Source organism: Caproiciproducens galactitolivorans (assembly GCF_004768785.1).
Classification (GTDB): Bacteria; Bacillota; Clostridia; order Oscillospirales; family Acutalibacteraceae; genus Caproiciproducens; species Caproiciproducens galactitolivorans.
Genome location: NZ_SRMQ01000001.1, coordinates 20,171 through 46,559, shown reverse-complemented (window position 1 = coordinate 46,559; position 26,389 = coordinate 20,171). Strand labels below are relative to the sequence as shown.

At 48.3% G+C, this 26,389-nt stretch carries 20 protein-coding genes; 1 reads left to right on the top strand and 19 read right to left on the bottom strand.

The window, feature by feature from the left end; translation table 11 throughout:
• Nucleotides 1-83: 83 nt before the first annotated feature.
• Together CAGA_RS00190 and CAGA_RS00185 are read right to left on the bottom strand one after the other, a co-directional pair.
• Nucleotides 84-3,161 (bottom strand): AAA family ATPase, encoded by a 3,078-nt coding sequence (locus tag CAGA_RS00190; RefSeq protein ID WP_135656495.1) that lies wholly within the window; start codon nucleotides 3,159-3,161, stop codon nucleotides 84-86.
• Nucleotides 3,151-4,290 carry a metallophosphoesterase family protein gene (locus CAGA_RS00185; RefSeq protein WP_167875111.1) on the bottom strand — a complete coding sequence of 380 codons (1,140 nt, stop codon included), beginning with the start codon at nucleotides 4,288-4,290 and terminating at the stop codon, nucleotides 3,151-3,153. The genes CAGA_RS00190 and CAGA_RS00185 overlap by 11 nt, the downstream gene beginning before the upstream one ends.
• A 159-nt stretch (nucleotides 4,291-4,449) precedes the next feature.
• Here CAGA_RS00185 and CAGA_RS00180 point away from each other — a divergent pair, with 159 nt between their 5' ends.
• Nucleotides 4,450-5,328 (top strand): diacylglycerol/lipid kinase family protein, encoded by an 879-nt coding sequence (locus tag CAGA_RS00180; RefSeq protein ID WP_135656491.1) that lies wholly within the window; start codon nucleotides 4,450-4,452, stop codon nucleotides 5,326-5,328.
• 94 nt (nucleotides 5,329-5,422) lie between these two features.
• On the opposite strand, the gene CAGA_RS00175 is transcribed toward CAGA_RS00180, so the two are convergent.
• The 17 genes from CAGA_RS00175 to iolC all read right to left on the bottom strand — a co-directional run bounded on the left by CAGA_RS00175 (nucleotide 5,423) and on the right by iolC (nucleotide 26,374).
• Nucleotides 5,423-5,845, bottom strand: a complete 423-nt coding sequence (locus CAGA_RS00175; RefSeq protein ID WP_135656489.1) for an Hsp20/alpha crystallin family protein — start codon at nucleotides 5,843-5,845, stop codon at nucleotides 5,423-5,425.
• A gap of 551 nt (nucleotides 5,846-6,396) precedes the next feature.
• Nucleotides 6,397-7,284, bottom strand: coding sequence for an LPXTG cell wall anchor domain-containing protein (locus CAGA_RS00170; RefSeq protein ID WP_135656487.1), 888 nt, complete (start codon nucleotides 7,282-7,284; stop codon nucleotides 6,397-6,399).
• A gap of 63 nt (nucleotides 7,285-7,347) precedes the next feature.
• On the bottom strand, nucleotides 7,348-8,016 hold the full coding sequence (locus tag CAGA_RS00165; RefSeq protein ID WP_135656485.1) for a SipW-dependent-type signal peptide-containing protein: 669 nt from the start codon (nucleotides 8,014-8,016) through the stop codon (nucleotides 7,348-7,350).
• 58 nt (nucleotides 8,017-8,074) lie between these two features.
• Nucleotides 8,075-8,761, bottom strand: coding sequence for a hypothetical protein (locus tag CAGA_RS00160; protein ID WP_135656483.1), 687 nt, complete (start codon nucleotides 8,759-8,761; stop codon nucleotides 8,075-8,077).
• A 66-nt stretch (nucleotides 8,762-8,827) separates the two neighbouring features.
• Nucleotides 8,828-9,409, bottom strand: coding sequence for a hypothetical protein (locus CAGA_RS00155; RefSeq protein ID WP_167875110.1), 582 nt, complete (start codon nucleotides 9,407-9,409; stop codon nucleotides 8,828-8,830).
• On the bottom strand, nucleotides 9,409-9,948 hold the full coding sequence (locus CAGA_RS00150) for a signal peptidase I (RefSeq protein ID WP_167875109.1): 540 nt from the start codon (nucleotides 9,946-9,948) through the stop codon (nucleotides 9,409-9,411). Before CAGA_RS00150 ends, CAGA_RS00155 begins: the two co-directional genes overlap by 1 nt.
• 43 nt (nucleotides 9,949-9,991) lie before the next feature.
• A complete protein-coding gene (locus CAGA_RS00145) occupies nucleotides 9,992-13,723 on the bottom strand; it encodes a vWA domain-containing protein (protein ID WP_135656477.1) in 3,732 nt (1,243 codons plus the stop codon).
• 453 nt (nucleotides 13,724-14,176) lie between these two features.
• Nucleotides 14,177-15,346 (bottom strand): iron-containing alcohol dehydrogenase, encoded by a 1,170-nt coding sequence (locus CAGA_RS00140; RefSeq protein ID WP_135656475.1) that lies wholly within the window; start codon nucleotides 15,344-15,346, stop codon nucleotides 14,177-14,179.
• A gap of 195 nt (nucleotides 15,347-15,541) precedes the next feature.
• Nucleotides 15,542-16,318, bottom strand: coding sequence for a 5-deoxy-glucuronate isomerase (locus tag CAGA_RS00135; protein WP_135656472.1), 777 nt, complete (start codon nucleotides 16,316-16,318; stop codon nucleotides 15,542-15,544).
• A gap of 85 nt (nucleotides 16,319-16,403) precedes the next feature.
• On the bottom strand, nucleotides 16,404-17,414 hold the full coding sequence (gene iolG, locus CAGA_RS00130) for an inositol 2-dehydrogenase (RefSeq protein WP_135656470.1): 1,011 nt from the start codon (nucleotides 17,412-17,414) through the stop codon (nucleotides 16,404-16,406).
• Between the two features lie 20 nt (nucleotides 17,415-17,434).
• The gene (locus tag CAGA_RS00125) at nucleotides 17,435-18,442 is read right to left on the bottom strand and encodes an ABC transporter permease (protein WP_135656468.1); all 1,008 of its coding nucleotides are present in this window, start codon (nucleotides 18,440-18,442) and stop codon (nucleotides 17,435-17,437) included.
• Entirely contained in the window at nucleotides 18,439-19,944 is a 1,506-nt protein-coding gene (locus tag CAGA_RS00120; RefSeq protein ID WP_135656466.1) for a sugar ABC transporter ATP-binding protein, read from the bottom strand. Before CAGA_RS00120 ends, CAGA_RS00125 begins: the two co-directional genes overlap by 4 nt.
• 267 nt (nucleotides 19,945-20,211) lie before the next feature.
• Nucleotides 20,212-21,231 (bottom strand): sugar ABC transporter substrate-binding protein, encoded by a 1,020-nt coding sequence (locus CAGA_RS00115; RefSeq protein WP_135656464.1) that lies wholly within the window; start codon nucleotides 21,229-21,231, stop codon nucleotides 20,212-20,214.
• A gap of 167 nt (nucleotides 21,232-21,398) precedes the next feature.
• Nucleotides 21,399-22,412 (bottom strand): inositol 2-dehydrogenase, encoded by a 1,014-nt coding sequence (gene iolG / locus CAGA_RS00110; RefSeq protein WP_135656462.1) that lies wholly within the window; start codon nucleotides 22,410-22,412, stop codon nucleotides 21,399-21,401.
• Between the two features lie 77 nt (nucleotides 22,413-22,489).
• Nucleotides 22,490-23,386: a myo-inosose-2 dehydratase gene (gene iolE, locus CAGA_RS00105; RefSeq protein ID WP_135656460.1), complete on the bottom strand. Its 897-nt coding sequence runs from the start codon at nucleotides 23,384-23,386 to the stop codon at nucleotides 22,490-22,492.
• A gap of 18 nt (nucleotides 23,387-23,404) precedes the next feature.
• A complete protein-coding gene (iolD, locus tag CAGA_RS00100; RefSeq protein ID WP_135656458.1) occupies nucleotides 23,405-25,333 on the bottom strand; it encodes a 3D-(3,5/4)-trihydroxycyclohexane-1,2-dione acylhydrolase (decyclizing) in 1,929 nt (642 codons plus the stop codon).
• Nucleotides 25,334-25,357: 24 nt separating this feature from the next.
• A complete protein-coding gene (iolC, locus tag CAGA_RS00095) occupies nucleotides 25,358-26,374 on the bottom strand; it encodes a 5-dehydro-2-deoxygluconokinase (protein WP_135656456.1) in 1,017 nt (338 codons plus the stop codon).
• Nucleotides 26,375-26,389 lie beyond the last annotated feature (15 nt).

Below are 26,389 nucleotides of genomic sequence, written 5' to 3'. Positions count from 1 at the left end.
GTTTCATCAAATTGTATACAAACTTATAGTACCATATTTTCCCATAAAAAGAAATAATTGAATATAAATTTGCTTAACAAAACTTAAAAGGACTTTATCGCCGTCCCTAAATTATTGTCGATTGTAAAAGAGCGAATACTTTGACGACAGGTAAATAAAACGATCTGGGATGCGCCGTTTTTCTTCGAATACTCGGAAAGGAAACGCAGCCCCTCTTCCGCCCGACCGTCATCGTACTGCAGAAAAACATCGTCCAGAAACAAAGGCAGCTTTTCCCCATTCTGCGACAACAGCTCCGCCACAGCCAGCCGCAGCGCCAAATAAGCCTGATCCACCGTACCGCTGCTCAGGTACTGCCATTCATGCGAAACCGCGCTATCCACATCCTGTACATTAATATCGAAATTTCTGGAAATCATTACCTTGTTATATTTTCCGCCGGTAAGTTTTTGGAAAATTTCAGCGGTTTTCTTATTTAAAATTGGCCCGAAGCTTTGCCGGATTTCATTAAACGCTTCCATTATGGTTTTTTGCGCCATGTCAAGGCACGCAAAGGTATCTTCGTTCTCGTCAATCTCGTGTTTTAACCGTTCCATTCCATTTTCCAGCTCACTGACGCTTTTCTGCCCGGCATAGCGGTTTTTTATCTCCGAACTCAACCGGACAATCTCTTCCGAAGCTTTCTGGTACTGTTCCAGGCTTTCCATGCTTTTTTGTTTGAGATTTTCCGCCTCGTCGTCTTCCAGTTTTTCCGGCAGGATTCCGCCATTCAGGCGAAGAATTTCGTTGCGGATTTCTTCCGCTTCCCGCTGTATTTGTTCCAGCGTGCGGCCCTGCATCTCCTCTTTCAAATACTCCAGCTGACTGTTGATTTTTACACGTGCGGTATGAATGGCCTGCAATTCCTTTTTTAACCGTTGAAAGGCATGAACCGCTTCTTCGAAAGTGGATACGGGAATATATTTCCGAATATAGGAAATCAGTCTTTGGATGCCTTGGTTCAAGTCCTCCCTCGCCTGTGCTGCATCCGCTTTGGCCCCTGCCAGGTTTTCCTGTTTTGCCAGCGTTTTCGCCAGCCGGCTTTTCTGCTCGATCTGCCTGTTCTGCAATTCCTCCAGGGTCTCGCAGCCTATTCTCTTTAGCTGGGACTGTATCTGCTTGTCAAGCGCTTGGTCATAGGCAGATTGGGTTTCAAACTGCTCCTGAAGGCTTTGAAGATCAGCAGACGGGGCTTCCTCTTTTCCGGCAAGCGCAGCTTGTTTTTCCTTAACGCTGTTTGTAAGCTCCGTCAACTTTTCACCGGCAAAACGCAGCTTGATTTCAAGCTCCGTTCTTTTTTGCTCCGCAAAGGACAAGTCCTCCAGCGCGCTTTGAAGCCTTTGTTGCACTTCTTCTGCTTTCTCCTGCATCCGCGCGAACTTTTCCTGTAATTCCTTCTGCCTGCTTTCCGCATCGCTCACCGAGCGTTCGGCTGCTTCCACCTCCAAATCCGCCGAACGGCGCACCTGCTCAAGCCCGGCTTTCGCACGCGCCGCTTCTTCTTCATCAATCACCGTAGTGGCAACTTCTTTTTCCTGTTTTCTGCCAAGCGCAGGGACAAGCAAAACTGCCGCGATTCCAGCGCCTGCAAAACAGGCCGGATGAAGAAATACGCCCAACAATATGGATAAAAGAAGGAGAAGCGCCACCGCGGCAAACAGGGGCACATTTCCTTTTCGTCCGACATCCTGCTTCACAAGAACCTGTTTGGGCGTTTGAGCCTGCTTCAGCCTTTCTTCCGCCGCTTCGATTTTTTGGCTGGAAAGCTGCTGCACGGATTTTAAATTGTGCAGAGCAACCTGATATTGCGTATTTATGCTTTCCTGTTCCTGTTTCAGGGAATCCAGCTTTTGCCGGCTCTTTTTCGCTTCCTCTTTCAGCCGGTTTACAGTATCCCGGATTTGTTCATGCTGCGCAGCGGCGTTTCTCAGCGAAGCTTCCTGTCTGGAATTCTCCTCCTTCTGAATCCGGAGCCGTTCCACTTCCTGCTCATATTCGGAGCGCAGCTTCTCTGCCTGCGAAAGCTTCTGTATGGTTTCCTTCAAGGCGCTCAGGGACTTTTGTACCGAAGCCTGTTCCCTGCCCATTTTGATGATACTGCTGATCTGTTCCGGCGGAATTTCAGCTTTCGCTGGAACGGCGACCTCCTCCTCTTCCAGAGCCTGGACATTTCGATCCCTTTCGCTGGCAACCTCTTTCAAAGATTGAATCCGGGCAATCTGTTCCTCGCCCTCGCTTACAAAAACCTCCGGAACAAAAGCGGGGTCCCACTTTGCCAATTGTGTTTCCCTGTTGTCGCAATCCAGAAGCTCTTTCTCAATTTTCTGCTTTTTCTGGACCAATTTTTCAAAGCCTTCAAGCTGCCGCAACTTTTCCTGAAGGCTGTATTGGGATTGATACTGCTGATATTCCTTTTCCAGCACATCCTTCTCTTCCGCCATCTGTATGCGCCGGGCTTCCATCTGCTTTTTTTCTTCCTCTCGCCGCAAAGCCTGTGCGCGTTCGTCCGAAAGGGAATCCAGAAGCTGATACTGTTTATCCAGAATCCCGATTTTCCCGCTTTTGGATTTTAACTGTTCCTTTGCACTTTGCAGGCGGGTGTCCACCTTTTTCTGCGAAACGCTTTCATCCCCCGTTGAAACAAGGTTCAAAAGCTTCTGGGTGATCTCATCGTCCTTATCCGCTCCGGCCATGCTGCCCGCCTGCCCGATAAACACGCTTTTTTCAAACGCAGTATCCCCCATTCCCAAAAACCTCTGCCCAAGGTTGGTACCGCTCGCGATTTTCTCCTTTTCCCCGGTCGTCTGATTCCAAAGGCTGATTTTATCCGTCGCGTTCGACGCGCCGAAAAGGCGCTCCAGCCGGTAAACTGTCCCGCCGCATTCGAATTCAATGGAACCGGACATTTTCGAGCCGTCCCACGGCATATATTTTTTCCGTTTGTTTTTGGTCAGGTCGGAGCTTTTCCCCGCCGAACCGTAAAACATCATTTTAATAAACGCCATAATGGTGCTTTTGCCGTCTTCGTTCTTTCCGTAAATAACCTGAAAGCCGTCCGTAAACGCAAGCTCAAAATCTTTCAGCTTTCCAAAATGGTCAATATGGATTCGCTTAATTTTCATGCAGCGTCACCTCGCTGTCGAACGCTTTTAAGCCGATATAAAGCGCCCGTTTGCAACGGGACGCCTGTTCCTCCGACTTGCATTCGTCTATCTTCTCCAGCATTTTCCGTACAAAAATTCCCTTGAGCGAATTTTCTTTTGCTAATTCGCTCAAGTCCGCCTGTACATGCGTTTTGTCTTTTAATTTGATATAGTAGAACTCTTTCTCAAGGCGCATGGCAATTGCCGCGCAGTCCGGCGTATAGGAAGCATCCAACGCCCCTTTCAGAATCACCTTATACAGATTTTCCGCGCAGCGCGCTCCATACCGCTGCCGCAGGGTGCGCAGAACGATCTCCGCTGCTTCATTATTGCTAACCGCCCCGCTAATGTCCACCGGCTCCTCAAGGTTCATCCGCCTGCAGACGGGAAGAAACGAAAGATCCACCCCGCCCTTATAGACCGTACCAATATAAACGCCCTTTTCGCCCAGCTCATCAAAGCCTCTTCCCTCCGGACAGCCACAGTAAGCGTATGCGGTTGCCCCGCTTTTCAGGATTTCGGTGCGCTTATGAATATGACCGAGAGCAAGATAGTCAAAGCCGCTGAAACGGATTTGTACGGGTGAAACCGGGTTGTAGTTGCTTGTCTGATTTTCCGCAACCAAATCCCCATGCATCACGCAGATTTGAATGGTGTCGTCCTCGGAAATGCTTCTTTCCGGCAGAAGCGTTTCCGTTACATACGTTCCCGTAAATGCGGTTCCCCACACGCGCACGCCCTTTTCCGGCAAGTCAAAGGAAGTGAGGCCCGCCTGATAAATATGTACATTCTCCGGCCAGTCCTCTTCAAAATAAGGGGAATCCGCCGAAAGATAATCATGGTTCCCGGGGGCAATGGCAACGATGGTATCCGGAATTTCGGAAAGGGACTTTTGGACGGAATGAACCACGCCGATATCCACCCCCGAGCTTTCAAACAGGTCGCCGGCTATTAAAAGCAGCTCCACCTTCTCCTCCCTGCAAAGGGAAACAATGCGGTCAAAGGTCAGCAACATTTCTTCACGGCGCTGCCTTGCGGCGTTTCCGATCGACGTAAGCTCCGCGCCCAAATGCAAATCCGCGCAATGAAGGATTTTGATTTGATTCATATTTTCACCATTCCCGTTACATCCAACTATAAATTCTATTATATCAACACATAGGAGGTAAATCAAATGAAAGAAGGCTTCGGATACCCATGTTCCGAATTTGAATTTTAAGTAGAACCATGCTAAAATAATGGGCAACAGAGAGAACAGGTGATTGAAATGAAGAAAAAGATACTCTTTCTTATTAACCCGCATGCCGGAAAATCGGAAATCCGAAATTACCTGCTGGACATCATTGATTTATTTACAAAAAAATGTTTTTCTGTCACCACCCGCACAACGCACCCGTCCGAAAATAATTTGAAGGAGGACGACGAACAATATGATCTGATCGTATGCTGCGGCGGGGACGGCACTCTGAACCAAGCCGTGAACGAATATATGAAATTGAAATCCCGCCCGCTTTTCGGATATATTCCAGGCGGAACGGTAAATGACTTTGCCGCAAGCCTCGGTCTTTCAAGAAATCCCCTTGAAGCCGCGGAGGAAATTATGAACGGTTCTGTCTTTGCCTGTGACATTGGTTTGTTTAACGAGAAGTATTTCACCTATGTCGCGGCTTTCGGCGCTTTTACAGAAGTTTCCTATCAAACGCCGCAGCAGGCCAAAAATATATTGGGTCGGATCGCCTATATTTTAGAAGGGATCAAACAGCTCCCCAATATAAAATCGTATCATATCCTCGTCGAACACTCCGGGGGCTCAATTGAAGACGATTTTACATTCGGTATGATTACGAATTCTTCTTCGGTGGGCGGGTTCCAGATAAACAATAAAAAGGATATTTTCATGGATGACGGTCTGTTTGAAGTTACGCTGGTGAAAAGCGCAAAAAACCTGATTGAGCGCCAAATGATTATCAATTCCCTTCTTCATCAGGAAGCAGACAGCAATTTTATTTACACCTTTAAAACGGATAAACTGCATATTGTATCCGAAACCGATATTCCATGGACGCTCGACGGCGAATTCGGGGGTTCGTTGCGCGAAGTGCGTATAACAAATAAAAACCGCGCGCTTAATATTTTAACCGTTTAAAAGAACGCTTCCCGCGCAGCCGGGAGTTTTCGCGGTATAATGAAAAGGACCGCTTGAATTTTCATTCAAGCGGTCCTTTTCATTGATGAATGGATTACTTGATTTCGATTCTGCGGCTCTCCGGCACAGTTCCTTCCTTTTTCGGAAGATTGAGTGAAAGGATCCCATTTGTGTATTCCGCTGTAATCTCATTGCTCTTGATATCGGAAATATCAAAGCTGCGGGCGAATGAGCCGTATCTGCGTTCCCTGCGTACGTAATTCTCTCTCTTCTCCTCGGTATCGTCGCTGTGCTGTGCGCTTACTGTCAAATAACTGCCTTCAATATCAATCTTGATATCTTCTTTATTGAATCCCGGCAGCTCTGCTTTGAGCACATAGCGGTCGCCCTCATCAATTACATCGGTACGGAAGGTCGAAAAACTCCGCGCGAAATCGCCAAAGAAGTTTTTCTCCATATTATCAATGTAATTGAATAAGCTGTTTTCCCTACGTCCAAACGGCATTAAATCAAACATAATCAAAACCTCCTAAAAACTGAATTACTGTCCGGGAGCCTTGCTCCCTTTTACAGTTCATACTATATCTTATGTTTATGAAAAATTATTATACGATTTATTACAGAATTATTAATTTTAGCACTCTAAGATTGAGAGTGCTAAAATTAATGATGAGTTACCCCCACACAGCCGGGGTTCCTATGCAAGCAAAGCCCTGTTTTACTGGCGGCGTCTCAAGACGCTTAGGGGGCTTACACTTGCAACAATTCTTGCTCTCCTACTACCTCCTTCTCCCGTACACAAAGCAAGGTAAAAATCGAAAGCACCTCGGTGCGGAAGGGGATTCATACGGGAGGGGGCTGCGCCGCTGCCTGCCAAAGCCCTTCTCGTTTCGTGGAAGATGCTTATTTTTGCTTTGAAACCGAAACAAGAGGATTGCGGAAAAGATTTAGCTCGCATTTTGGGTCGCCGCGAAAGCTTTTTTGAACTCCCGGCATATCTGGGAGTTTTCGTTATACAAGAAAAACCTCTGTTACGGATTGAATCCATAACAGAGGCTTTTTCACATTTTATTTGGTCTGCGATTTTATCTTTCTTCTTGTAATAAGAAAAACCATCGCGGCAGTTAGTGCAGCAATCACAACCAGCCAAAGATAAAAAGCGTTTTCTCCTGTCTTTGGCGGGTGGGAAAGCGGGATATCGTCATTGCCGATTATCTCCACCGCCGACGATGACGGGGAAGAGGATTCCGGACCCGTATGGGGAATAGAATCCGGGTCAATGCTCTCATTTTCCGGCACCGCGACCGGTTCCGTTCCACCGCCACCGTAACCGCCGTGTCCACCACCGCCGCCACCGCCTGGAGTGTTGCTGCTGGGCGACGGAACATCAAATTGAATGTTCCATGCAATTTTCGCTAAGGCTTTTTGGAATTGATTCCCCATGGTCTGGGGAACCGTTAATGTTGCGGAAATAACGCCGGAGGTTGAATTTCCGTAAACATATCCTAGTGCAATCGGGTTGGTGACAATATCCTTCGTACCCGTTTTTCCGGAGGCAGGACCCTCATACAGCGTTTGCTCCGCTGTGTTATCATCCAGCTTAAACGTGATCTTCAAGATTAATGTATCCAGAAGCTTCTTGGAGATCTCCTGATTGGAAATATTCGCTGTAGGATCCGCGTGAAAATACACCTGAATCTTCTGGCTGCTGTTGTTTTGAATGAGAATATCCTGCCGATCCGTTGTCTGACCGGGCATCAGATCGGTAAATGTGTTTAAAACCGTAGGATTTACGGAAACACTCTGGGATGCCGTACTGTTTCCGCTGTAAATCACCTTTATCGGCGAAGTTGCAGCCGCGGCAAAAGCAGTAAGTGAGCTGCAGACCGTTAGGGCCGCAACTGCTATTGAGATGAGTGCAATCCGATTCCATTTTCTTATTATATTGCTATTCATTGCAGCATTCCCTCTTTAACATGGCAGCCGGTTTCTCCGCTTTTCCACGTTGCATTTTATGGGTTACACAAGATTTGAGGCCGGCGCAGACATAACCGGAACATCGGTGCTATCGGTATATTTCCAACCGTCTATCACAGAGCCTGTTTTATGCGGAGCGAAATTATCCGCCTGAATGGCTTCTGCGGTAATGCCGATGGTAAATGTTTTACCGGCCATTTCATTGCCCCATTTTTCCGGTACCGTAAACTGTGTGAAGAAATTCACGGAAACGGATCCCTGTTCTGTCTTTTTCGGCAACACTTTTTGATAATAGTAATAGCCATCGGCTGGATTCAGTACCCATGCGGGCTTAGAAGGGTCACCGTCGAGGTACTGCTTATCGATATTAAGGCCGTCCAGCACCTGCTGCTTTTGTTCATCCGTTAACGCAGCCACATTATCCGATCCTTGGTTAATGTTGATTTTGCAGCGGATATACGCGTCGTGGTCCCCGATATTGCTAATCGTTGGATCCTTTGCAATAACGTCCTTGGGCATAACATTATTAAATGTTAACCCCGACTCCACCGGATCTCCATTTTTCGTTTCCGTCAGTTTGATACGTACATCGCCCATCGTTACAATATTCGTTGCCGTACCCTTGTCGGTAAAATAAGCGAGCGTCGATCCGACGGCCATTGCCCCCGCGACTATGACCGAGGTCATCATAATGGCTATTTTTTTGTTCATTCTCGTCCCTCCCAGGGAGCGCGGGGCAGACGCCCGCGCCGTTCAAAATCCGCCGTGTTTAGATGCCGTATGCATCATGGAATGCTGTTTTGGCAGCTTCCAGATCCGCTACATTTGCGCGCTGAACCATATAACCGGTGGCCTTGATGTTAAAGCTCTTCATAAGCTTGGTAAGATCCGCAGCCTGGTTGCTCTGGCCGATCGCGTCTCTATCAATCGTAACATTGCTAAACAGCGGAGTTGTTTTCTGACCCGCAGCAAGAGGAACCTTGTAAAAGAAAACGGTATTGGTGGAATCCTTTGCTACCCAGTCCTGCGTATTGAATGCAATCTCTGCAAATTTGTCGATTGCCGCATAGGAGTTCGCTTCGCCGGTATATTCGAGCTTAATTGCTACCCATGCCGTGGAAGATTTCTGATCATCGGGCTTATTCGGCGTTGTATCCGGGGTGGTTGTGTTCAAAACAGCCGGATCTTTGTCAATGACCGTGCCCGCTGTAAAATTGGTCGCCATGGTGGAGCCCATCACATGACCGTCGGGAATCTTTTCCGGGTTTACCGAGAAATTAACGTGGTCGAAAAGAGGCTCCTTTAATTCGCCTGTAAGGCCGTTTGCCCCGCCGCCGACGGTGAAAACGTTGTTCGCCTCATTTGTTTTCGCTGTCATCAAAGCCATGGTTCCTCCTACAGCAACCGCCGCCGTAAGAGCAAGGGATGTTAAACCGATTACAAGTTTCTTCTGCATTTTCATTATCCTCCTAAAAATTATAATGGATATTTATTAAGCTGAATGCTCAGCAGACTAACAAAATTAAGAGTGCCAAGTGCCGTTGCCGTAAAGCAACCCCCACGCTTCTTTCGAAACGCCGCCAACCGTTTGAATCGAATCAGCGATTACTTGAATCTCCACCGTTTTACCGGAGGGGATTCCGTCCTTAATCCATGCTGTTTTGATCAAAGCCTTTGTGGTTTCTCCGGGTTGCAGGACACCTTTATAGTAATAATAATCGCCATGCTGTTCCCAATTGGCCGTGTTCAGATCCGGATATTCCACTTGTACCGAATCACCGGTTCCGTTTCCATCCGCATCCCTGACAATCGGCACCAGCCTTACGCGGACGTAAACCGGAATCGCATTCGTCGTTGTTTTGTTGTCATTTGTAACATAAACTTCCTTGGCGATCCGGTTGTTCCAGTCAAGGGTATAGTTCCCATCCCCCGGTTCGCTGACTTCGATATTCGCGTCCCCTTTAATAAACGTATTGGTCTTTGAACCTGTTTTCGCCAGCATATAGGCTGTTGTACCGCCTGCGGCGATCGTGCAAACGAGAACCAGCGCAATGGAAAGGGAAGAAATCTTCGAAGTGAATTTTTTAATACGAAATTTCATCATTATCCCTCCTTGGACCGATTGTCAGCTTTGGTATTGCTTTCTTTACGGCCGATCTTCATAAGCAGACCGGGAAGGAAAGCGATGATGACCAAGCACACCAAAGCCGTTGCCGTTATAATCCGGCCCCTTGGGGTATTTACATAAGAGGTAAAAAATCCCATGCCCGGAATGAAAAACCGCGGTTTTCCAATCAGACGTGAGTAGGGCGTGGGCCCTGCGTCCGCATCTTTATTGGCATCGCCCTTCGTGTAAAACAACTGGTTTTCTGCGTCAATTTTTATTACACGGTGCGTAACAACCGTCGTACCGTCGCTCAGATAAAAGGTAATTGGATCGTTTACCTTCACACTTTGCGGGTCGGCCTTGCTCACATAAATGACGCTGCCGACGGGATACGTTGGCTCCATGCTCCCGCTGAGCACTTCAAACGGCTGCCAACCGATGATTCTGGGGCCCGCGACGATGACAGCCGCAGCCAGCACGATCAGCAGGGCAATGGCAGAGAAAATTTTATCGAATATCTTTGATGCTTTTTTCACGTTATCCTCCGTAATCGTTTCCTTGATTTACCCCTGCGGAGATTTATCCGGCGGGATGAACCGTATTCACCTTTACGGTTGTATCACCGAGCCATTTGCCGTTTTTAAGATGATTGAAGAACTCGATTTCCGCCTGTTTTTCCGGTACCCCATAGGAATTGGGAGCGGCGCCGAAATAAGCCTTTTGTGCCGACGACTGGGGAGCTTCCTCTCTGCCGATATACAGCATATCTTTGTTTTGCCTGCTCTCCGGATCGTTGTTCACAACAGAACTCAGGGTATAGCGCCATGCGTCCCCGGTTTCTTCCGTTACCTTATAGAAACCCTTTTTCAATCCGGTGATGGTCTTGCTTGCAGAAAGGTCATTACCGGACAGAGTTATCACTTCGTAGAAGGTCTCCGCCGGCTTCGGGTCATCCAGATGGTTCCGGCGTTCAACCCGGAATACAAAGCTCTGCTTTGCTTTGACGCTGTCCGGAGCAGGATATTTGTCATTGACCGTTTTGCTGATTTGAAGCTGCCCTTTCACTACCTGAACAGCATAGATTCCGTTGGGTGCCGTTTTATCGGTCAAAACCGTCGTATTCAGGGTGTTTTGCGCAACCCGACCGCTGGGATGGCCCACATCCGTACAGTTTTCCTTGGAATCCGCGCCGTTACTGGAAGGATAGAAGGTCACGGCAAGCATATAGTCCGCGCTGTCGTCGGGTGTGATTCCAGACGGGAAAGCGGGTGAATCAGAAGAAACGCCGAGGGCATCCTTCTGAACCCACGAATTATTCTCCCATGCCACTTTATACCATTGATAACGGAAAGCCCCTGTTTCCTCTTGGCCGCAGAACAGATCCTGCCCGGGCACTTTATAAGGATCGATTTGGACATCCGGTACATTTTCCCCGCGGAAAATAATTGTGTGATCATTGCCCGCATAGAAAACCGGCTTCACATTGACTGTCGGCGATTTCTTTCCGAAGAGCTTTGAATCGCCATCGATTGTTATTTTCGACATGGAGGGGATATTGGTCGGAATATCATTTCCGCCTATAAACTCATTTTTTGCCTGAATCTGAATAGACTGCTGCCAGCCGGGAGCGGTTAATTTGTTATTCTCCCATGTGCCGACTCCGATCGAAGTGCCGCTCCACGTAATCTGCCAACAACCCTGGTCTGCATCATACGAAGCCTGTGCGCCGTATACCGCATGCTTTCCGCTTCTGGAAAGCACGTTTCCTACTTCGTCGCATAAATCAAACCGCGGGTCAAGCACATCGGTAATCGTAGCATTGGAGATATTTCCGATTTCCTGCGATATAACGGTGAAAATATTCTCCAAAGCGGCGGTATTGCTTGCTGAATAATAGAGCTTTTCTGTTTTGGAGCCTTCTTTATAAGAGGCGATCCGGCTCATACATTCATCGTCCAAAGCCTTTCTCCCCCCGGTAACTCCGGAAAACACGCCGATCGTGTAAACCGTTGCCCCACAGCCGAGCCCGCTGGCCGCTTTATCACTCTGAAAATCATTGAAATACGTGTGGCTGATTATTTCCTCGCCTTTATTTCCTTTCAGGATTTCCGCCTGGTCGATGGTTGCGGCAGCCGTTTTGTAACCGTCATAAGAATCAAACCCGCTGTAACCCGGCTCGCCGTCGGTAAACAGAATAACCATCCGTTTATTGTCTGACGCAACCTCGTCGGTATCAAAAATATTCCTTGCTTCCTCAAGGCCCTTGTTGGAATAAGTGGAGCCCCCGGCGCTCAGCCCGTTTATCGCGGCTCCGATTTTATCCGAATCCGTATCGGAAACCAAAACCAAACCATCGGTAAGGTTCTTGGTATCCTTCTCATTTGAATAGGAAACCACCGCAATACGGCTGCCCGGCGACTTCTTCAGGACATTGCTGACAAAAGTATTTGCCGCGGATTTCAAGGCTTCTATTCTTGTCTGCGATTCCTGTGTAAAGAACTGATATTGATTGAGCGCCCCGTCGCCGTCGACGGCCGGCGTTACCCTTACGTTGCCGGAATAGTCATCATAATACCAGCCATCCCGGTCATGATACCGCCAATAATCTTGATATTGGTACCAGCCTTTTTTGCAGTATTGCACAAGCTGATAATGACATTCCGTAGCATTTGCACCGCTTCGGTAAATGAAATAGGACTTGGAAGTATCCGGGTCGTTTTCCGGAGAATACATATGCCATGCCATGCTTCCGGAGCAGTCTAGAACCATAACAATGTCACAAGGGTCGCTCTCGATCTCCTCTGTTTCTGATTGTGCCGTCGCGGTCAAGTCGATTTGATATTTTCGCGCGTCCCAATCCTTCAGCTTCGAGGTTTTCGTAGCGGTCAGGCCGGCCGTTGCCGGTACTTTATCAATACGAACCTTTGGTTCCGGGAATTGATACAACAGCTCCCCGTCGGAATACACCCCTGAGAATTCTGCCTGATTGGTGGGGATATAGTCCTTTCCACCGGTCGAATTCTTTGCACGCACCTGGAAGGTTTTCGAAAACAGGTGGTCATTGTCAATTGTCAAACCGGACCAGCAAATATACTGTCCATGCTCATCCTTATGAACCGTCGCGCCTTTTGGAAGGGTACTTAAAACCAGCGAAAAACGGTTGTCAATATAATCCCGAACCTGTACGCCGGCAAGCCCGCCAACCGTTTCCTGGACTTTGTTAAACGCATCCCCGATGGTCTCCATGCCCACAACCGGGTAATACAGCTTTTCTCCCGTATTTTTATCCTCAGAGGCAACGTCCTCCATAAAGCCCGTTACCTTCTTCAAACGGGAACCGGAAAGATCACCAAATACGCCGATCGAGTAGATAATCGCATCGAAGTCGCTTTTCAGCTGATCCGCCGCGTAAATGGTTTTATCCGCTACATCCTGATCGAAACCGTTCGAATGATTCGGCTCGCCGTCCGTAAAAAACACCACAATCTTTCTGCGGTTATCCTCTGTTGGAACATCTTCCCACCATGCTTCATTTTTCAACAAATCCTGGGCATAAGAAAAGGCATAATCCGATGCGGTCGCACCGCCAATCTCAATTTTATCAATTCCGTCATTAATCGCTTTCAGCGACTTTTCCTCTCCCGTTCTAAGCAGATAACGGCTGCCCCGATTGGAAGCGAAAACGGCGTTGCTTCCAAAAGCAACCACTCCGATGCGGCTGTCCGGTGAAGAAGCGGCAACCTGGCTGACGAATGTTTTCGCGGCCGACTTCAAAGAAGCAATTTTCGAATCTCCTTCATAAAATTGATAGCGGTTGGGCTTATTAAGCTTTACCCAACGGAAAGAATTATTATATTCCGGAGAATAATAGTACCATGCTCCATTTTCATACTTCGCAAGATGACGCTCTTGCGACACATTCACGTAATACATTTTGCTGTGATCTGTCGGGACGCCGCTTACAGGCTTCAATTTTCCGGCATCCATCGGATCTTCCATACTGCCGGAGCGGTCAAGCACTAATACAATATCGCAGGGAATCTTTTCCGATACAATCTGTTTCCTTGCTTCCACTCCCAGATGGATATCGAAAACGCGATCCGCTGCGCTGTCCACGGTTTTATGCATTGTAACCTGTTCGGGTTTGCCCGTGTCGTAAACAATTGGAGCCGGATGACCGGAATCGTGCTTGGAATCCAAAGCGGAACCAAATGCATTCAACCCTCCCTTACAGTAAAAGCAGCCCACAAGTATTGCTAATGCCAGAACCAGCGAGGTTGTGCGTAGCTGAATTTTTTTCATTGCGTTCATTTAGCCACCGCTCCTTTTCCTTCGGTATGAAAACATAGTATTCCATAAATTACTAAAAAAATTGTATAATTTTGTAAACTTCTTTGAAAAGATTATATTATGTTTCGGTCACGCCCCAGTCACAAATTTAAAAGAAGTGAATTTTTTTAATTTTTTTATAAATATTTTTGTTCCGCAATTTTTTAATACCATGGAATGCTGTAATTTTCTTTACTTTCATTTCCGTGATTATAAATAATCCCCCCCCTGCACGCACGGAAAGCAAGGTAAAAACCGAAAGCATTTCGGTGCGGAAGGGGGCGACACGGAAGAGAGCGCAGCAGCCGGAAGTTTTGGAATTACAAAAAACAGGCCATCCCATACAAATCGTACGGGACGGCCCTATATGCAAAAAGCGCCCGGCTTATGCCGGGCGCTTCCTCTAAGAAATGGAATTCGAAAAAAACAGAAAATTTAGAAGTTAACGTCTTCCCCATAATATGCGCAGGTAAGTACCTTAAGCATATTTTCGGCGTTTGTTTCTCTCGGGTTGGAAGCCGTGCAGGGATCGCCCACAGCGTTTTCCGCAATGGACTGGCAGTGCGCCTTAAAGTCTTCTTCTTTTACGCCGTTGTCCTTGTAGGTCTGAGCGATATTCAGCTTCTTGTTCAGCTCGCGGATCGCTTCCACCAGCGCGTTGGTAAGCTGCTTGTCCGTTGCGCCCGGAAGGCCGATTTCTCTGGCAATCTGCGCATATCTTTCCATGCAGACTCTGGAGTTGTACTGGATTACATTCGGCAGCAGAATTGCGTTGCAGCAGCCGTGCGGAATGTGGAATACCGCGCCGGTCTTATGCGCAAGGCTGTGCGCAATACCGAGCAGGGCATTTGAGAACGCCATACCGGCAAGGCACTGTGCAATATGCATTTTCCCGCGTGCTTCCGCGTCGCCATTGTAGGAATCAAGAATATTGTCAAAAATGCTTGAAATTGCCTTCAGCGCCAGCGCGTCGGAAAAGTCGGAACGCGCGGAGGCAACATACGCTTCAATCGCATGGGTCAGCGCGTCCATCCCTGTGTGGGCGGTCAGCGTTTTCGGCATTGTCATCGGGATATCGGAATCCAAAACGGCAATATCCGGCGTAATTTCGAAGTCAGCAAGCGGGTACTTAATATCGGTGGAATAATCCGTGATAACGGAAAACGCCGTAACTTCGGAAGCTGTGCCACTAGTGGAAGGAACAGCAACAAAAATGGCTTTCTTTCTCAGCTTCGGCATTGTGAAAGGATTCTTGATGTCCTCGAAGGTTTTTTCCGGATACTCATAGAAAACCCACATTGCTTTCGCAGCGTCCATCGGTGAACCGCCGCCGATTGCAACGATCACATCCGGCTCAAATTCGCGCATGGCCTTGGCGCCGTCGTATACCCTTTCAATCGACGGATCCGGCTCAACGCCGTCATATATACGAGTCTGTAAGCCCGCGTCCTTTAACACATCTTCCAGCTTCTGCAGAAATCCGGTTTTTCTCATCGACTGTCCGCCAGTTACAATAAAGGCTTTCTTATAGCCCTTTAAGTTTTTCAGTTCACTAAGGGCATTCGGGCCAAAATAAATGTCTCTTGGTAAAGTGAAACGTGCCATTTTGATTCCTCCTAGAAATTTTTGTTACCTATTTGTTAAAACCATAACAATCTCTCAACGCTAATATCATACCACACCGAATGCTTCATTTCAAGTGTTTTTCTACTTATTTAGTATGCTTTTTAAAATTGCTTTTATGTAACGGATCAGATTTTTTTAAAAAGAGCACAGATACCCTTTCCATGCCGCATTCTATCAGCCTTCACCCAAAAGCCAGGCATGCGCCGGGTCGAAAATACGGTCCGTCCAGGGATCCCCGTCAAAATGGCGAATCATCCATACGTAGTACATCGGATAACCGGGCGCGTTTACCTGCGGATGCGTTTTGCCGCCAGGAATCGCGCAGAAGCTTCCGTCTTTGATTTTATACACGTCATCGCCGATAAAGCAGGCGCCAAAGCCCTGCGGCTTTTCGAAGCGGTAATAATAGACCTCCGGCTGGGGATGATGATGCGGCAGATAGCTTGACCAGCCGCCCTGCGGGACCAAAATTTCGCCCATTACCATATTGGAATACGGGGCCGTATGATAATCAAAGAAGGTGCGGACCGTACGTTGTGCTTTCCCTTCAAACTGGCTTTGCCCGAAGGTTTCTTCCACGCAGTTTTCCGGCGTATAAAGAGCGCTGTCGAAGGTACGGTCATTTTCCGTGGATTGTACCAGTATTTCGCTTTCCTTCATTGCAGTAACGGTAACCGGAACATTTTTGCAAACATGAATACAGGTTGTTCCCTGCCGAAAAAAATCCGACCGCTCGGCGGTCACGTCTTTGCCCTGCCAACTGATTTTTATTCCGCCCTGAATGAGCAGCAGCGCCATTTCTTCCGTGGGGAAGGAAAAAGTAAGCGTTTTCCCCTCTTCCATGCGAAACACGGTAATATTCATCATCATGTCCGCATGAGCCCCGTTTGTACGCGTGAGCACTTTCACGCCTTCGTCGTTAAACATAGGATAACCAAAAAGATCACTCATAAAAAAATACCCTCACAATCATTTACAGGCTAAAAGAACCGCCCTTATGAAAGGGAGATTTCTTATAGCCTGTAATTTGTTTTACTTAAAATTGAATTTCCGATACTTTTACCGGACGATGCTCTTTAAAGGATTTCCCCGCTGCCATGCCAATCAGAACCGCCTGAAGTCCGTCAACAACCGTTACAGGCACCGGAGTATCGTTAAGAATCGCCTCTGTAAATTCCGATACTTCGCGGGCGAAGGATTCCATATAGCGTTCCAGGAAGAAATACAGCGGCTTCTCCCCAATAATTCCATCGGTTGTGCTGATTACCGCGCTGGACTGCGTATCATTTGATACGGCAACCTGGCCATTGGAGCCGAAGACCTCCGCGCGCTGGTCATATCCGTAAACCGCCTTGCGGGAATTGTCAATTACGGCAAGCGCGCCGTTTTTCAGCTTCATGGTAATGATCGCGGTATCAATGTCGCCGGCTTCCCCGATTCTCGGGTCAACCAGAACCGCGCCGTTAACGTAGATTTCTTCGACATCGCTGCCGGTCAGGTAGCGGACCATATCAAAGTCATGGATGGTCATGTCAAGGAAGATACCTCCGGATACCTTTACATATTCGATCGGAGGCGCGTCCGGGTCGCGGGAGGTAATCTTTACAATCTGGGGATCTCCGATTTTGCCGGAAGTTACGGCTTCTCTCACCGCACGGAAGTTATGGTCAAACCTGCGGTTGAAACCGACCTGGTATTTCAAATTGGTTTTCTCGAGTTCCTGCATAACCGCCTTGATTTCCCCCAGATCCTTCGAAACCGGCTTTTCACAGAAAACATGTTTTCCCGCCCGGATTGCTTCAATGGAAATCGGCGCATGTGTCTGCGTGGAGGAACAGATCATAACGGCGTCAATGGAAGCGTCCTCTAAAATTTTATGGTAATCGTCGTATGTGGTGAAGCCCATCTCTTTCGCCCATTGCCTTGACTCTTCCGTCCAGAAGGAATCCGCGATCGCGGCCACCTGAGCGTTCTTAACATGGAATTTAATGCTTTGCCCGTGAACCTTACCGATTCTTCCGGCGCCGATGATGCCGATGTTTAACATAAGTATCTCTCCTTGTGAATTTATTTTGCAGCCAAACGTCTTGCCTTTGCTTCCATTCTTCCACGGGTTACGTCGATAAATACGGCTGTAATAATAACCAGACCGATTACGATGTACTGGATATCGCTGGATGCTTCAAGTAAGGTCAAGCCGTTGCGGATTGTAGAAATCAGAACCGCGCCGATTAGTGTGCCCCAGATGGTGCCCTTGCCGCCCATGAACGAAGCGCCGCCGATAATGCACGCCGCGATCGCGTCGGTATCATACGGCTCAATTGCGGAAGCAGGGTTTGCAACGCCGGTACGGCCAACCAGCACGATACCTGCAATTGCGCTCATCAGGCCGCAAAGTGCGTAAACAAAGATCAGAACGTTGTCCGAATTAATACCGGAAAGACGGGTTGCCTCCGGGTTGCCGCCCACGCAGAAAATCTGTCTGCCGAGCGCCGTCTTGTTCAGGAAGAAATGGAATCCGATAAATAGCAGGATTACAACAACAAAGGAAAGCGGGAAGCCGGAAAATTTGCCCGGAACCTTAAAAAGGTTTGTTGCGCCAAGGGCGGTAACACCGTCCGGGAAACCCGCAACCGTTTTGCTGGATACAACCAGCAGGGCAAGGCCGCAGAGTACGTTTTTCATACCCAAAGTAGAAACGAATGGATGCGGCAAATGCAGCTTTGTAAGCAGAAGGCCGTTGCACAGGCCTATTACCAAGCCGGTTGCAAGCCCAATGATAATCAGAAGCACCGGATTGGTCATGCCGAAGTTATTGACCAGCGTACCCATAACACAGGTACAAAGCACACAGTTGGCGCCTACAGAAAGGTCAATACCGGCTGTGATCAACGTAAGCAGCATACCGGAAGCGATCAGGCTGTTTACCGCTGTCTGTCTTAATATGTTCAAAAGGTTGCTGACGGTTAAGAAGTTTGGGGTTGCGATGGATAAAATCACTCCCAGAATAAAGAGTGCGAGAAGCGAACCCAACTTTCCCATAATGTCTTTTATAGTCAATTTTCCTTTAGTCATTCCAATGTACCTCCCCAGGCAGCTTTCATAATGTCTTCTTGGTTAAAGTGACCGCTCTTGTTGTCCATTTCCGCCATAATCCGACCGGAACGCATAACGATTACCCTGTCGCTCATCCCGAGAATTTCCGGAAGCTCCGAGGAAATCATAATCACGCATTTTCCCGCCTTAACAAGACTGTTCATAACATTGTAAACTTCCACTTTCGCGCCGACGTCGATACCTCTTGTAGGCTCGTCAAAAATAAAGATATCTGCGCTCGTGTTGATCCACTTTCCGATAACCACTTTTTGTTTGTTGCCGCCGGAAAGCTGGGCAACCGATTCGTCAAGTCCCGTTGTCTTAATTTTCAGGGAATTGATATTGTCCTCTCCGACTTGATCGATCATCTTTTTATTAAGCCACGGCCCCTTCTGGAACCGCTTCATGTTGGCAAGGATCAGGTTCGTGCGGATGTCCATCGCCAGCACAAGACCCTGGCTGCCTCTGTCTTCCGTTAAGAAGGCAATATTATGGGCGATTGCGTCCTTCGGGGATTTCAGCTTCACCTTTTCCCCGTCTATGTAGATATCCCCACCGTCCATCGGATCCGCCCCGAAAATCGCCCGGAATGTTTCCGTGCGCCCTGCGCCGACCAGACCAGCAAAGCCAAGGATTTCGCCGTGGTAAGCCGTAAAGCTGACGTCATGAAGCACACCTGCCGAGCTTAAATGCTCTACCCGCAGCGCTTCCGACCCGCGTTTGGTCTCTATTTTCGGGAACTGCTTATCCATTGAACGGCCCACCATTGCTGTAATAAGCCTGTCGTTGTCTATGTTACCGATATCGTCCGTAAAAACATGCTCGCCGTCGCGCATAACCGTTACACGGTCGCACAGCTCAAACAATTCCTCCAGCTTATGGGAGACAAACAGGATGGCAACCCCTTTGGATTTCAGGATCCTTACGGTCTTCATCAATTGCTTAACTTCGGTTTCTCCTAGACTGGACGTGGGTTCATCCATAATGATCAATTTGGTATCAATGGATATTGCCCTTGCGATTTCCACCATCTGCTGCACGCCAACGCCAAGGGTACCGCACAGCTTTCTGGGATCCACTTTCTGGCCCAGAGATTCCATCAGTTCCGCTGCTTTTTTATGCATATAATCGTAATCAAGGAAAGGGCTTCCTTTTTTATTGACCGTATTACCCATAAATATATTATCAGTAATGGAAAGCAGCTTAACAATACTCAGTTCCTGATAAACGCACGCAATTCCATTTGCTTTCGCATCGTTTGGGTTTTTAAAAATTTTCTTTTCGCCGTCGACGTAGATATCTCCTTCATCGGCAGGATGCACGCCCGTCAGCACTTTGATAAGTGTGGACTTGCCCGCACCGTTTTCTCCGATAAGGCCATGAATTTCGCCGGGTTTAATCTGAATTGACATGTCCCTTAACGCTACTACACCGGGGAAGCGTTTCGTAACATTTTTCAGTTCAACTACATATTCACTCATAGCTTCACCTGTCTCTAAGGGTCCTCCCCATATTATTTGGATAGCACTGCTTATCCAGTATTTTCAAAGTAATATTGATCTTGCTTTCTGTATAGTTGCTTAAAATGGAACAATTTTTTGTGAAGGATAATAAATTGTATCCATAATTCCCTATGAAATCGAAATTTCCGAATCCCACTACCACATTATGAAATCACTATTGCTTTTCCCCGGGAATCCGTTCCCTGCTTTGCAGCAGGGAACTTTCCCAAGGCAATGAGGAGATATTTATTTGCCTAACATTTTGTTCAGTTTGTCCAGGTACTCCTTCGCATTGGAGGAATCGATCAGCTTTGTTTCGATAATGATGTTCTTTTCAACTGTTTCGCCCTTCGCTGCCTTCACTGCGTTGACAACTGCTTGATAACCCATGTCATACGGGGACTGAGCAACCGATGCGGTTTCCTTACCGTCGATGATGCTCTGGACGCTGGTTGCATTGCCGTCGAAGCCCATGAACTTCATTTTATCCGCACGACCCGCCTGCGCGGCAGCTCTTTGTGCGCCCATTGCCATATCGTCGTTGTTGCAGAGGACGGCATCAATCTGCGGGTATGTCTGCATGAAGTTTTCCATAACCTGCACAGCCTTGTCCGCCGTTGCATTTGCATACTGTATGCCGAGAATCTCAACGCCGTTGGCTTCAAGGCCTTCCCTGTAGCCCTTCATACGGGCTTCGCAGGTTGTGTCGCCCTGTACACCGCCAATCAGAACCGCTTTCTTGCCTTTGCCGATTAACTTTGCAATATATTCGCCGCCTGTTTTTGCAGCAGCTTCATTGCTGGTTCCAATAAAGGCAACTTTTTTGTCATAGTTTGCGTCTGTGTCAACAAAAAGGATCGGCATTGTCGCATCCTGCAACTTTGTTACCACCATGTCCGGCTGAAGCGGCGCGATAACAAGCGCGTTCACTTTGCCCGCGGAAATTGTGGTTTCAATCATGTTGCTCTGCTCATTGTAAGAAGTCTCGGAAGGCGGTCCCTGCAATTCGACTTTAACACCCAGGTCTTTTTCCGCCTGCTTTACACCAGCGGCAACATAGCCCCAGTATTCACTGGACAATGTCTTTAAAATGACGCCTATTGTGATGTTTGAATTGTCTTTACCCGCACTAGCGGTTTCTTTGGCCGCAGTACTCTCGCCCGCTGTGCTTGCCGCGGTGCTGGAACCGCTTGAGCCGCTGCAGGCGGCCATGCTTAGGACCATGATTCCTCCCATTAGTGCTGCTAAAATTCTCTTGGTTTTCATAGTGATCTCCTTTCAATACTTTTTAAATATGTAATAGGACCCTTGTGTCCAATTTACATGAAATAAGCTCCTACCCGTTGGAATCGGCCGTCCGGCCGAAACTTTGTGATTATTTACGGTCTGAATAAGCGACGAAAGGAAACTTTGTACCATTCATTTAAACCAAATCAGATTTTCACCAGTTCTCCTGTTTCAAAGGACTTCTTGCATGCATTCGCGATTTCCAAAACACGTCTGCCGTCATACACCGTTACGTCGGGTTTGCGGTTCTTTAAAATACAATCGACGAATTCCTTCATTTCCTCCACATAGGACTGTTGGAAACGCTCAAGGAAATTTTCGCTGCATTCCTTGCGCACACCATAGGAATCCATGATCTCGACCAGATTTTTCTGGGGCACGGAACCGATCCGTAAGGTTCCCTTTGTGCCGATGATTTCGGTTTCAATATTATAACCGTGCGGAGCGGTACGACCCGCGAGCAGGAATCCCATTGCTCCGTTTTGGAATTTCATCAGGCAGGAAACATTGTCCCCGTCGTTATACTTCCCAAATTCCGGATGGGCATAGCACCCGCCGATTGCATAAACACTTTCCGGCTCGCTCTTTACAAACCAGCGGGCAAGGTCAATGTCATGCACGGCCATATCCAGAAATGCACCACCGCTATGCGCCGCAAAAGCAATGGAGCTTTCGATAAATTTCTCCGGATCCTGGCTGTAAGCGCGGAATAAAATCGGATTTCCGATCTCACCCGCGTCTACCTTTGCTTTCGCGTAGCGGTAGGAATCGTCGAACCGGCGCATAAAGCCAAGCATAAACACTTTGCCGGAGTATTTCTCAACTGCTTTTTCCGCCTGTATGCATTGTTCCACCGTGGTGCCAAGGGGCTTTTCCGAAAAAACATGCTTTCCTTTTGCCAGTGCCTTTTCGATTTGCTCCGTATGCAGGCCGGAGGGCGACACAATGACGACTGCGTCAATATCGTCACAGGCAATCATTTCATCAAAGTCTGTAAACGTCTTGGAAACATGCAAACGTTCCGCTGTTTCCTTCAGCTTCACGGTATCCATGTCGCACAGAGCAACCAGCTCTGCGTTTGGAATTTTTGTTGCAATGTTTTCCGCGTGCTGGGCGCCCAAGCGGCCCAATCCGATTGATCCTATCCTTACTTTATCCATATTTCGATCTCTCTTTCTCCGCTTTGATCCCTTCAAATCCGGATACTATATTGAAACACACCAATTAACAATACAGATCAGATTCCGGCGGTCTTCCGGATGTATTCACGCGCCATCTTTGCGTAAACAAACGGGTTTGCTACTGCAGGATCCTGCTCGGCTTCCACAAGAAGCCAGCCCTCGTAATGGTTCTCTTCCAAAACGTCGAATATCGGTTTGAAATTAATGCAGCCATCGCCCGGTACTGTGAAGGCACCCAACCGAACCGCTTTCAGGAAGCTAAGTTTCTCTTCCTTGACGCGTTTCACAATTTCCGGACGGATGTCCTTCAAATGAACATGCTTAATGCGATGGATATATTTCTTTAAAATGGCAAGCTCGTCTTCACCGGAATAAACGAGATGGCCGGAATCAAACAGAAGGTATACAAGATTCGGATCCGTATTTTCCATCAGGCGGTCGATTTCCGCTGTTGTCTGGACAACGGTACCCATGTGATGGTGATAAACCACTTTCATATCCTTTTCGGCGGCCAGCTTTCCAAGCTTATCAAGCCCGGTGGTCAAAAGCTTCCACTCCTCGTCGTTCATGACATATTTGCCGTCGAAAACCGGGGTGTCCATCTGGCCCTGAATGCTGTGCCCCTGTTCGGAAACAACAATGACCTTTGCACCCATTGCGTGCAGGAAATCACGATGCTTAAGGAATTCCTTTTCCGTTTCCTCGTACGGCTTTGTCGTAAGGAAGGAGCTAAACCATGCGCTCGCAATGCGAAGGCCCCTGACTTCCAGATAGCCCTTCAGCGTATCGGGGTCGCGCGGATATTTGTTTCCGACTTCCGTTCCCTGAAAGCCGGCCAAAGCGGCTTCGCTGATGCACTGTTCAAAAGAATTTTCCTTCCCTAAATCAGGCATATCGTCGTTCGTCCATGCAATTGGGGCAATCCCTAAAAATACCTTTTCTTTGTCGAACATTTTAAATCCTCCTGTTTATCAATACTTCCGTGCTTGCGCGAGGTGTTGATTCTTCTTTTCGCAGGCAGTGCAAACGGAAGGTTTCTCCGAAGTGCTTGCAATTCCGACATGCCACCATGACAGATAATCGTGTGTCATCGTTTTCGGCAGAATTTTAATATCAATGAGGGTGGAAACGTTCTGCTTTTTGCTGTCTTCCAGCGCCGCTTTCAGTTCCGCCAGATTGCGTACCGTATAGCTTTTCGCGCCGTAGCCCTCAGCAATCTTTGCAAAATCAATCGGCACAAAGCTGCCTGTCAAATCACCCGAAGCTTCGCGGTAACGGAACTCGGTTCCCAGATTCCCAATGCCGTTGCCCATTTCAAGGTTATTGATGCATCCAAAGGAGGCATTGTCAAACAGAAGGACATTGATCTTCTGGTGCTCCTGAATGGATGTGAAGAATTCGGAATGCAGCATTAGGAAGCTTCCGTCGCCGCACATCGCGTAAACCTCGCGCTCCGGCTCCGCAATTTTCACACCGAGCGCACCGGATATTTCATAGCCCATGCAGGAATAGCCGTATTCCATATGATAGGAATCGCGCACATCCGTTGTCCACATTCTCTGCAGGTCGCCCGGAAGGCTTCCGGAAGCGCCAATCACGATTGCGTCATCGGCGATCGTCCTTCGGATTTCACAGATGGCCGCCGTCTGTGTCAGGCTGCTTCCCGTCATCTCTGCAAATTCCTCGATGCTGCCAGGATTGCGGGCTTCAATCTCCGGCTTAAAGTTTTCGCCATAGGAGCACGCAGCCAGACGTTCCATTTCTTTATCCCATGCCGCTTTTGCGTCCCGAATTTCATTTTTATAAGCCGAACGGTAATTTCTTTCCCGCAGCAACTCGGTAAGCACTTCCAGCGTAGCCTTCGCGTCGCCGACCGCTTTGATCGCGTCCATCTTGTATGCGTGGAATCTGGAAGCGTTGATGGTAACGAACTTGACATCCGGATTCTTGAAAAGCCATTTGGAAGAGGTTGTAAAGTCGGAAAGACGGGAACCGACCGCGATAACCAAATCTGCTTTGTCCGCGATCTGATTAGCCGCCAGATTGCCGGTCACGCCGATTCCGCCAAGGTTATATTCCGAACCGGACGGGCAGGCGCTCTTGCCGGCTTGCGTCTCGCCAAACGGAATGTTGAAGTTTTCACAGAAATCAAGAAGTGCTTTTCCGGCTTCCGAATATTTTACGCCGCCACCGCAGATAACCAGAGGCTTTTTGCTGGTTACAACTGCTTCCACAACATCCTGTAATTCCTCGCTTGATGGAATGGAGCGGGTTATGCGGTGTACTCTTTTCTTAAAGAAATAATCGGGATAGTCGTAGCTTTCACCCTGAACATCCTGGGGCAGGGCAATGCAGACCGCACCGGTTTCCGCCGGATCCGTCAGAACGCGCATCGCGTTGATCATTGCCGTCATCAGCTGCTCCGGCCTTTGCACTCTGTCCCAATATTTGCAGACGGCCTTAAACGCGTCGTTGGTCGTTACCGTCAGGCTGCTCGGCTGCTCCACCTGCTGCAATACCGGATCCGGCTGCCGGGTAGCAAACGTGTCGCCAGGAAGCAGAAGAAGCGGGATATTGTTTACGGTCGCACAGCCGGCGGCCGTCACCATATTGGCCGCACCGGGACCGATGGAGGAAGAGCATGCAATGATTTTTCTCCGATTGTTCTGCCTTGCGAATGCAGTAGCTAAGTGGGCCATGCCCTGTTCGTTCTTGCCCTGGAAATATTTCAGGGCTCCGCGGTTCTGGTCAAGCGCCTGACCAAGCCCGCAAACATTGCCGTGGCCGAAAATCGTCGCAACGCCCTCGACAAATTTTATTTCCTTCCCGTCTACACAGATGTATTGGTTGTCCAGAAAACGCACAAGCGCTTGTGCCATTGTCATTCTGATCGTGCCCATAATAACGCTCCTTCCTGAATTCCGTTAAGCTCGTGCTATCATTTCGCCGTATTTTTGTTTGCAGTCCGCAATATAATTCTTTACTTTATCCACGCTGGGCATATCGTCGGCGCAGGAATGGCTTGCCACCAGCAGAGAAGCCGAAGCGCTGCCGAATTCGAGGCTGTCGATAACCTCCCAACCTTCCAGCAGCCCGTACAGAAAAGCGGAAGCATAGCCGTCGCCGCCGCCAAAGCCCTTCAGCATCTTAATGGGGAATGGTTTGATCGTAAAGTTCTGGCCATCGCAGGTATAGGCGGTGGAGCCTTCTTTTCCGTGCTTGATCACAACGATCTTGGCGCCTTGCTTATGCCAGTAATCCGCTGTCTGAGGATCGGTACGGCCGGGTTCAATCAACTGCTCAGTCAAATCATATTCTTCCCGGGAACCCAGAATCACATCCGCATGCTTAGCAACAAATGCATAGTATATGCCCATATCCTCTTTCGATACCCAGTTGTAAGGACGGTAGTCAATATCGAAAATGATTGGGGTATTGGTTTTCTTTGCAAGGAACAGCGCTTTTAGTGCCGCTTCGCGGGACGGGCTTGCCGCTAATGCCGTTCCGGAAATTAAAAGGGCTTTGCTCTGTTTTATGTATTCCTCATCAATATCGTCTACGCGAAGCTGCAAGTCCGCGATCTGGTTGCGATACATTAATATATTGCTGCTGGTTTCGCTCAGGATTTCCGTAAAGGTAAGCCCCAGCTTCTCCCCGTGTTCGCAACGGCGGATTCTTGAGGTGTCAATTCCCTCTTTTTCGAAATACTCGGTTACAAAATCGCCGAACCGGTCATCGGAAACGCGAGCGAAGAAACCGCATTTTTTACCCAGGCGGGAAAGTCCCACCGCAATATTCGCGGGCGATCCGCCAAGATATTTTTTAAAGGTTGTGCTTTCCGCCAGCGTCATGTAGTAATCCACCGGGTTAAAATCAATCGTAATTCTTCCTAAAAGAGTCATGTCAAACTTGCGGTTCGCGTCAAATTCTATGTATTTCATCTTTAACTCCGTTCC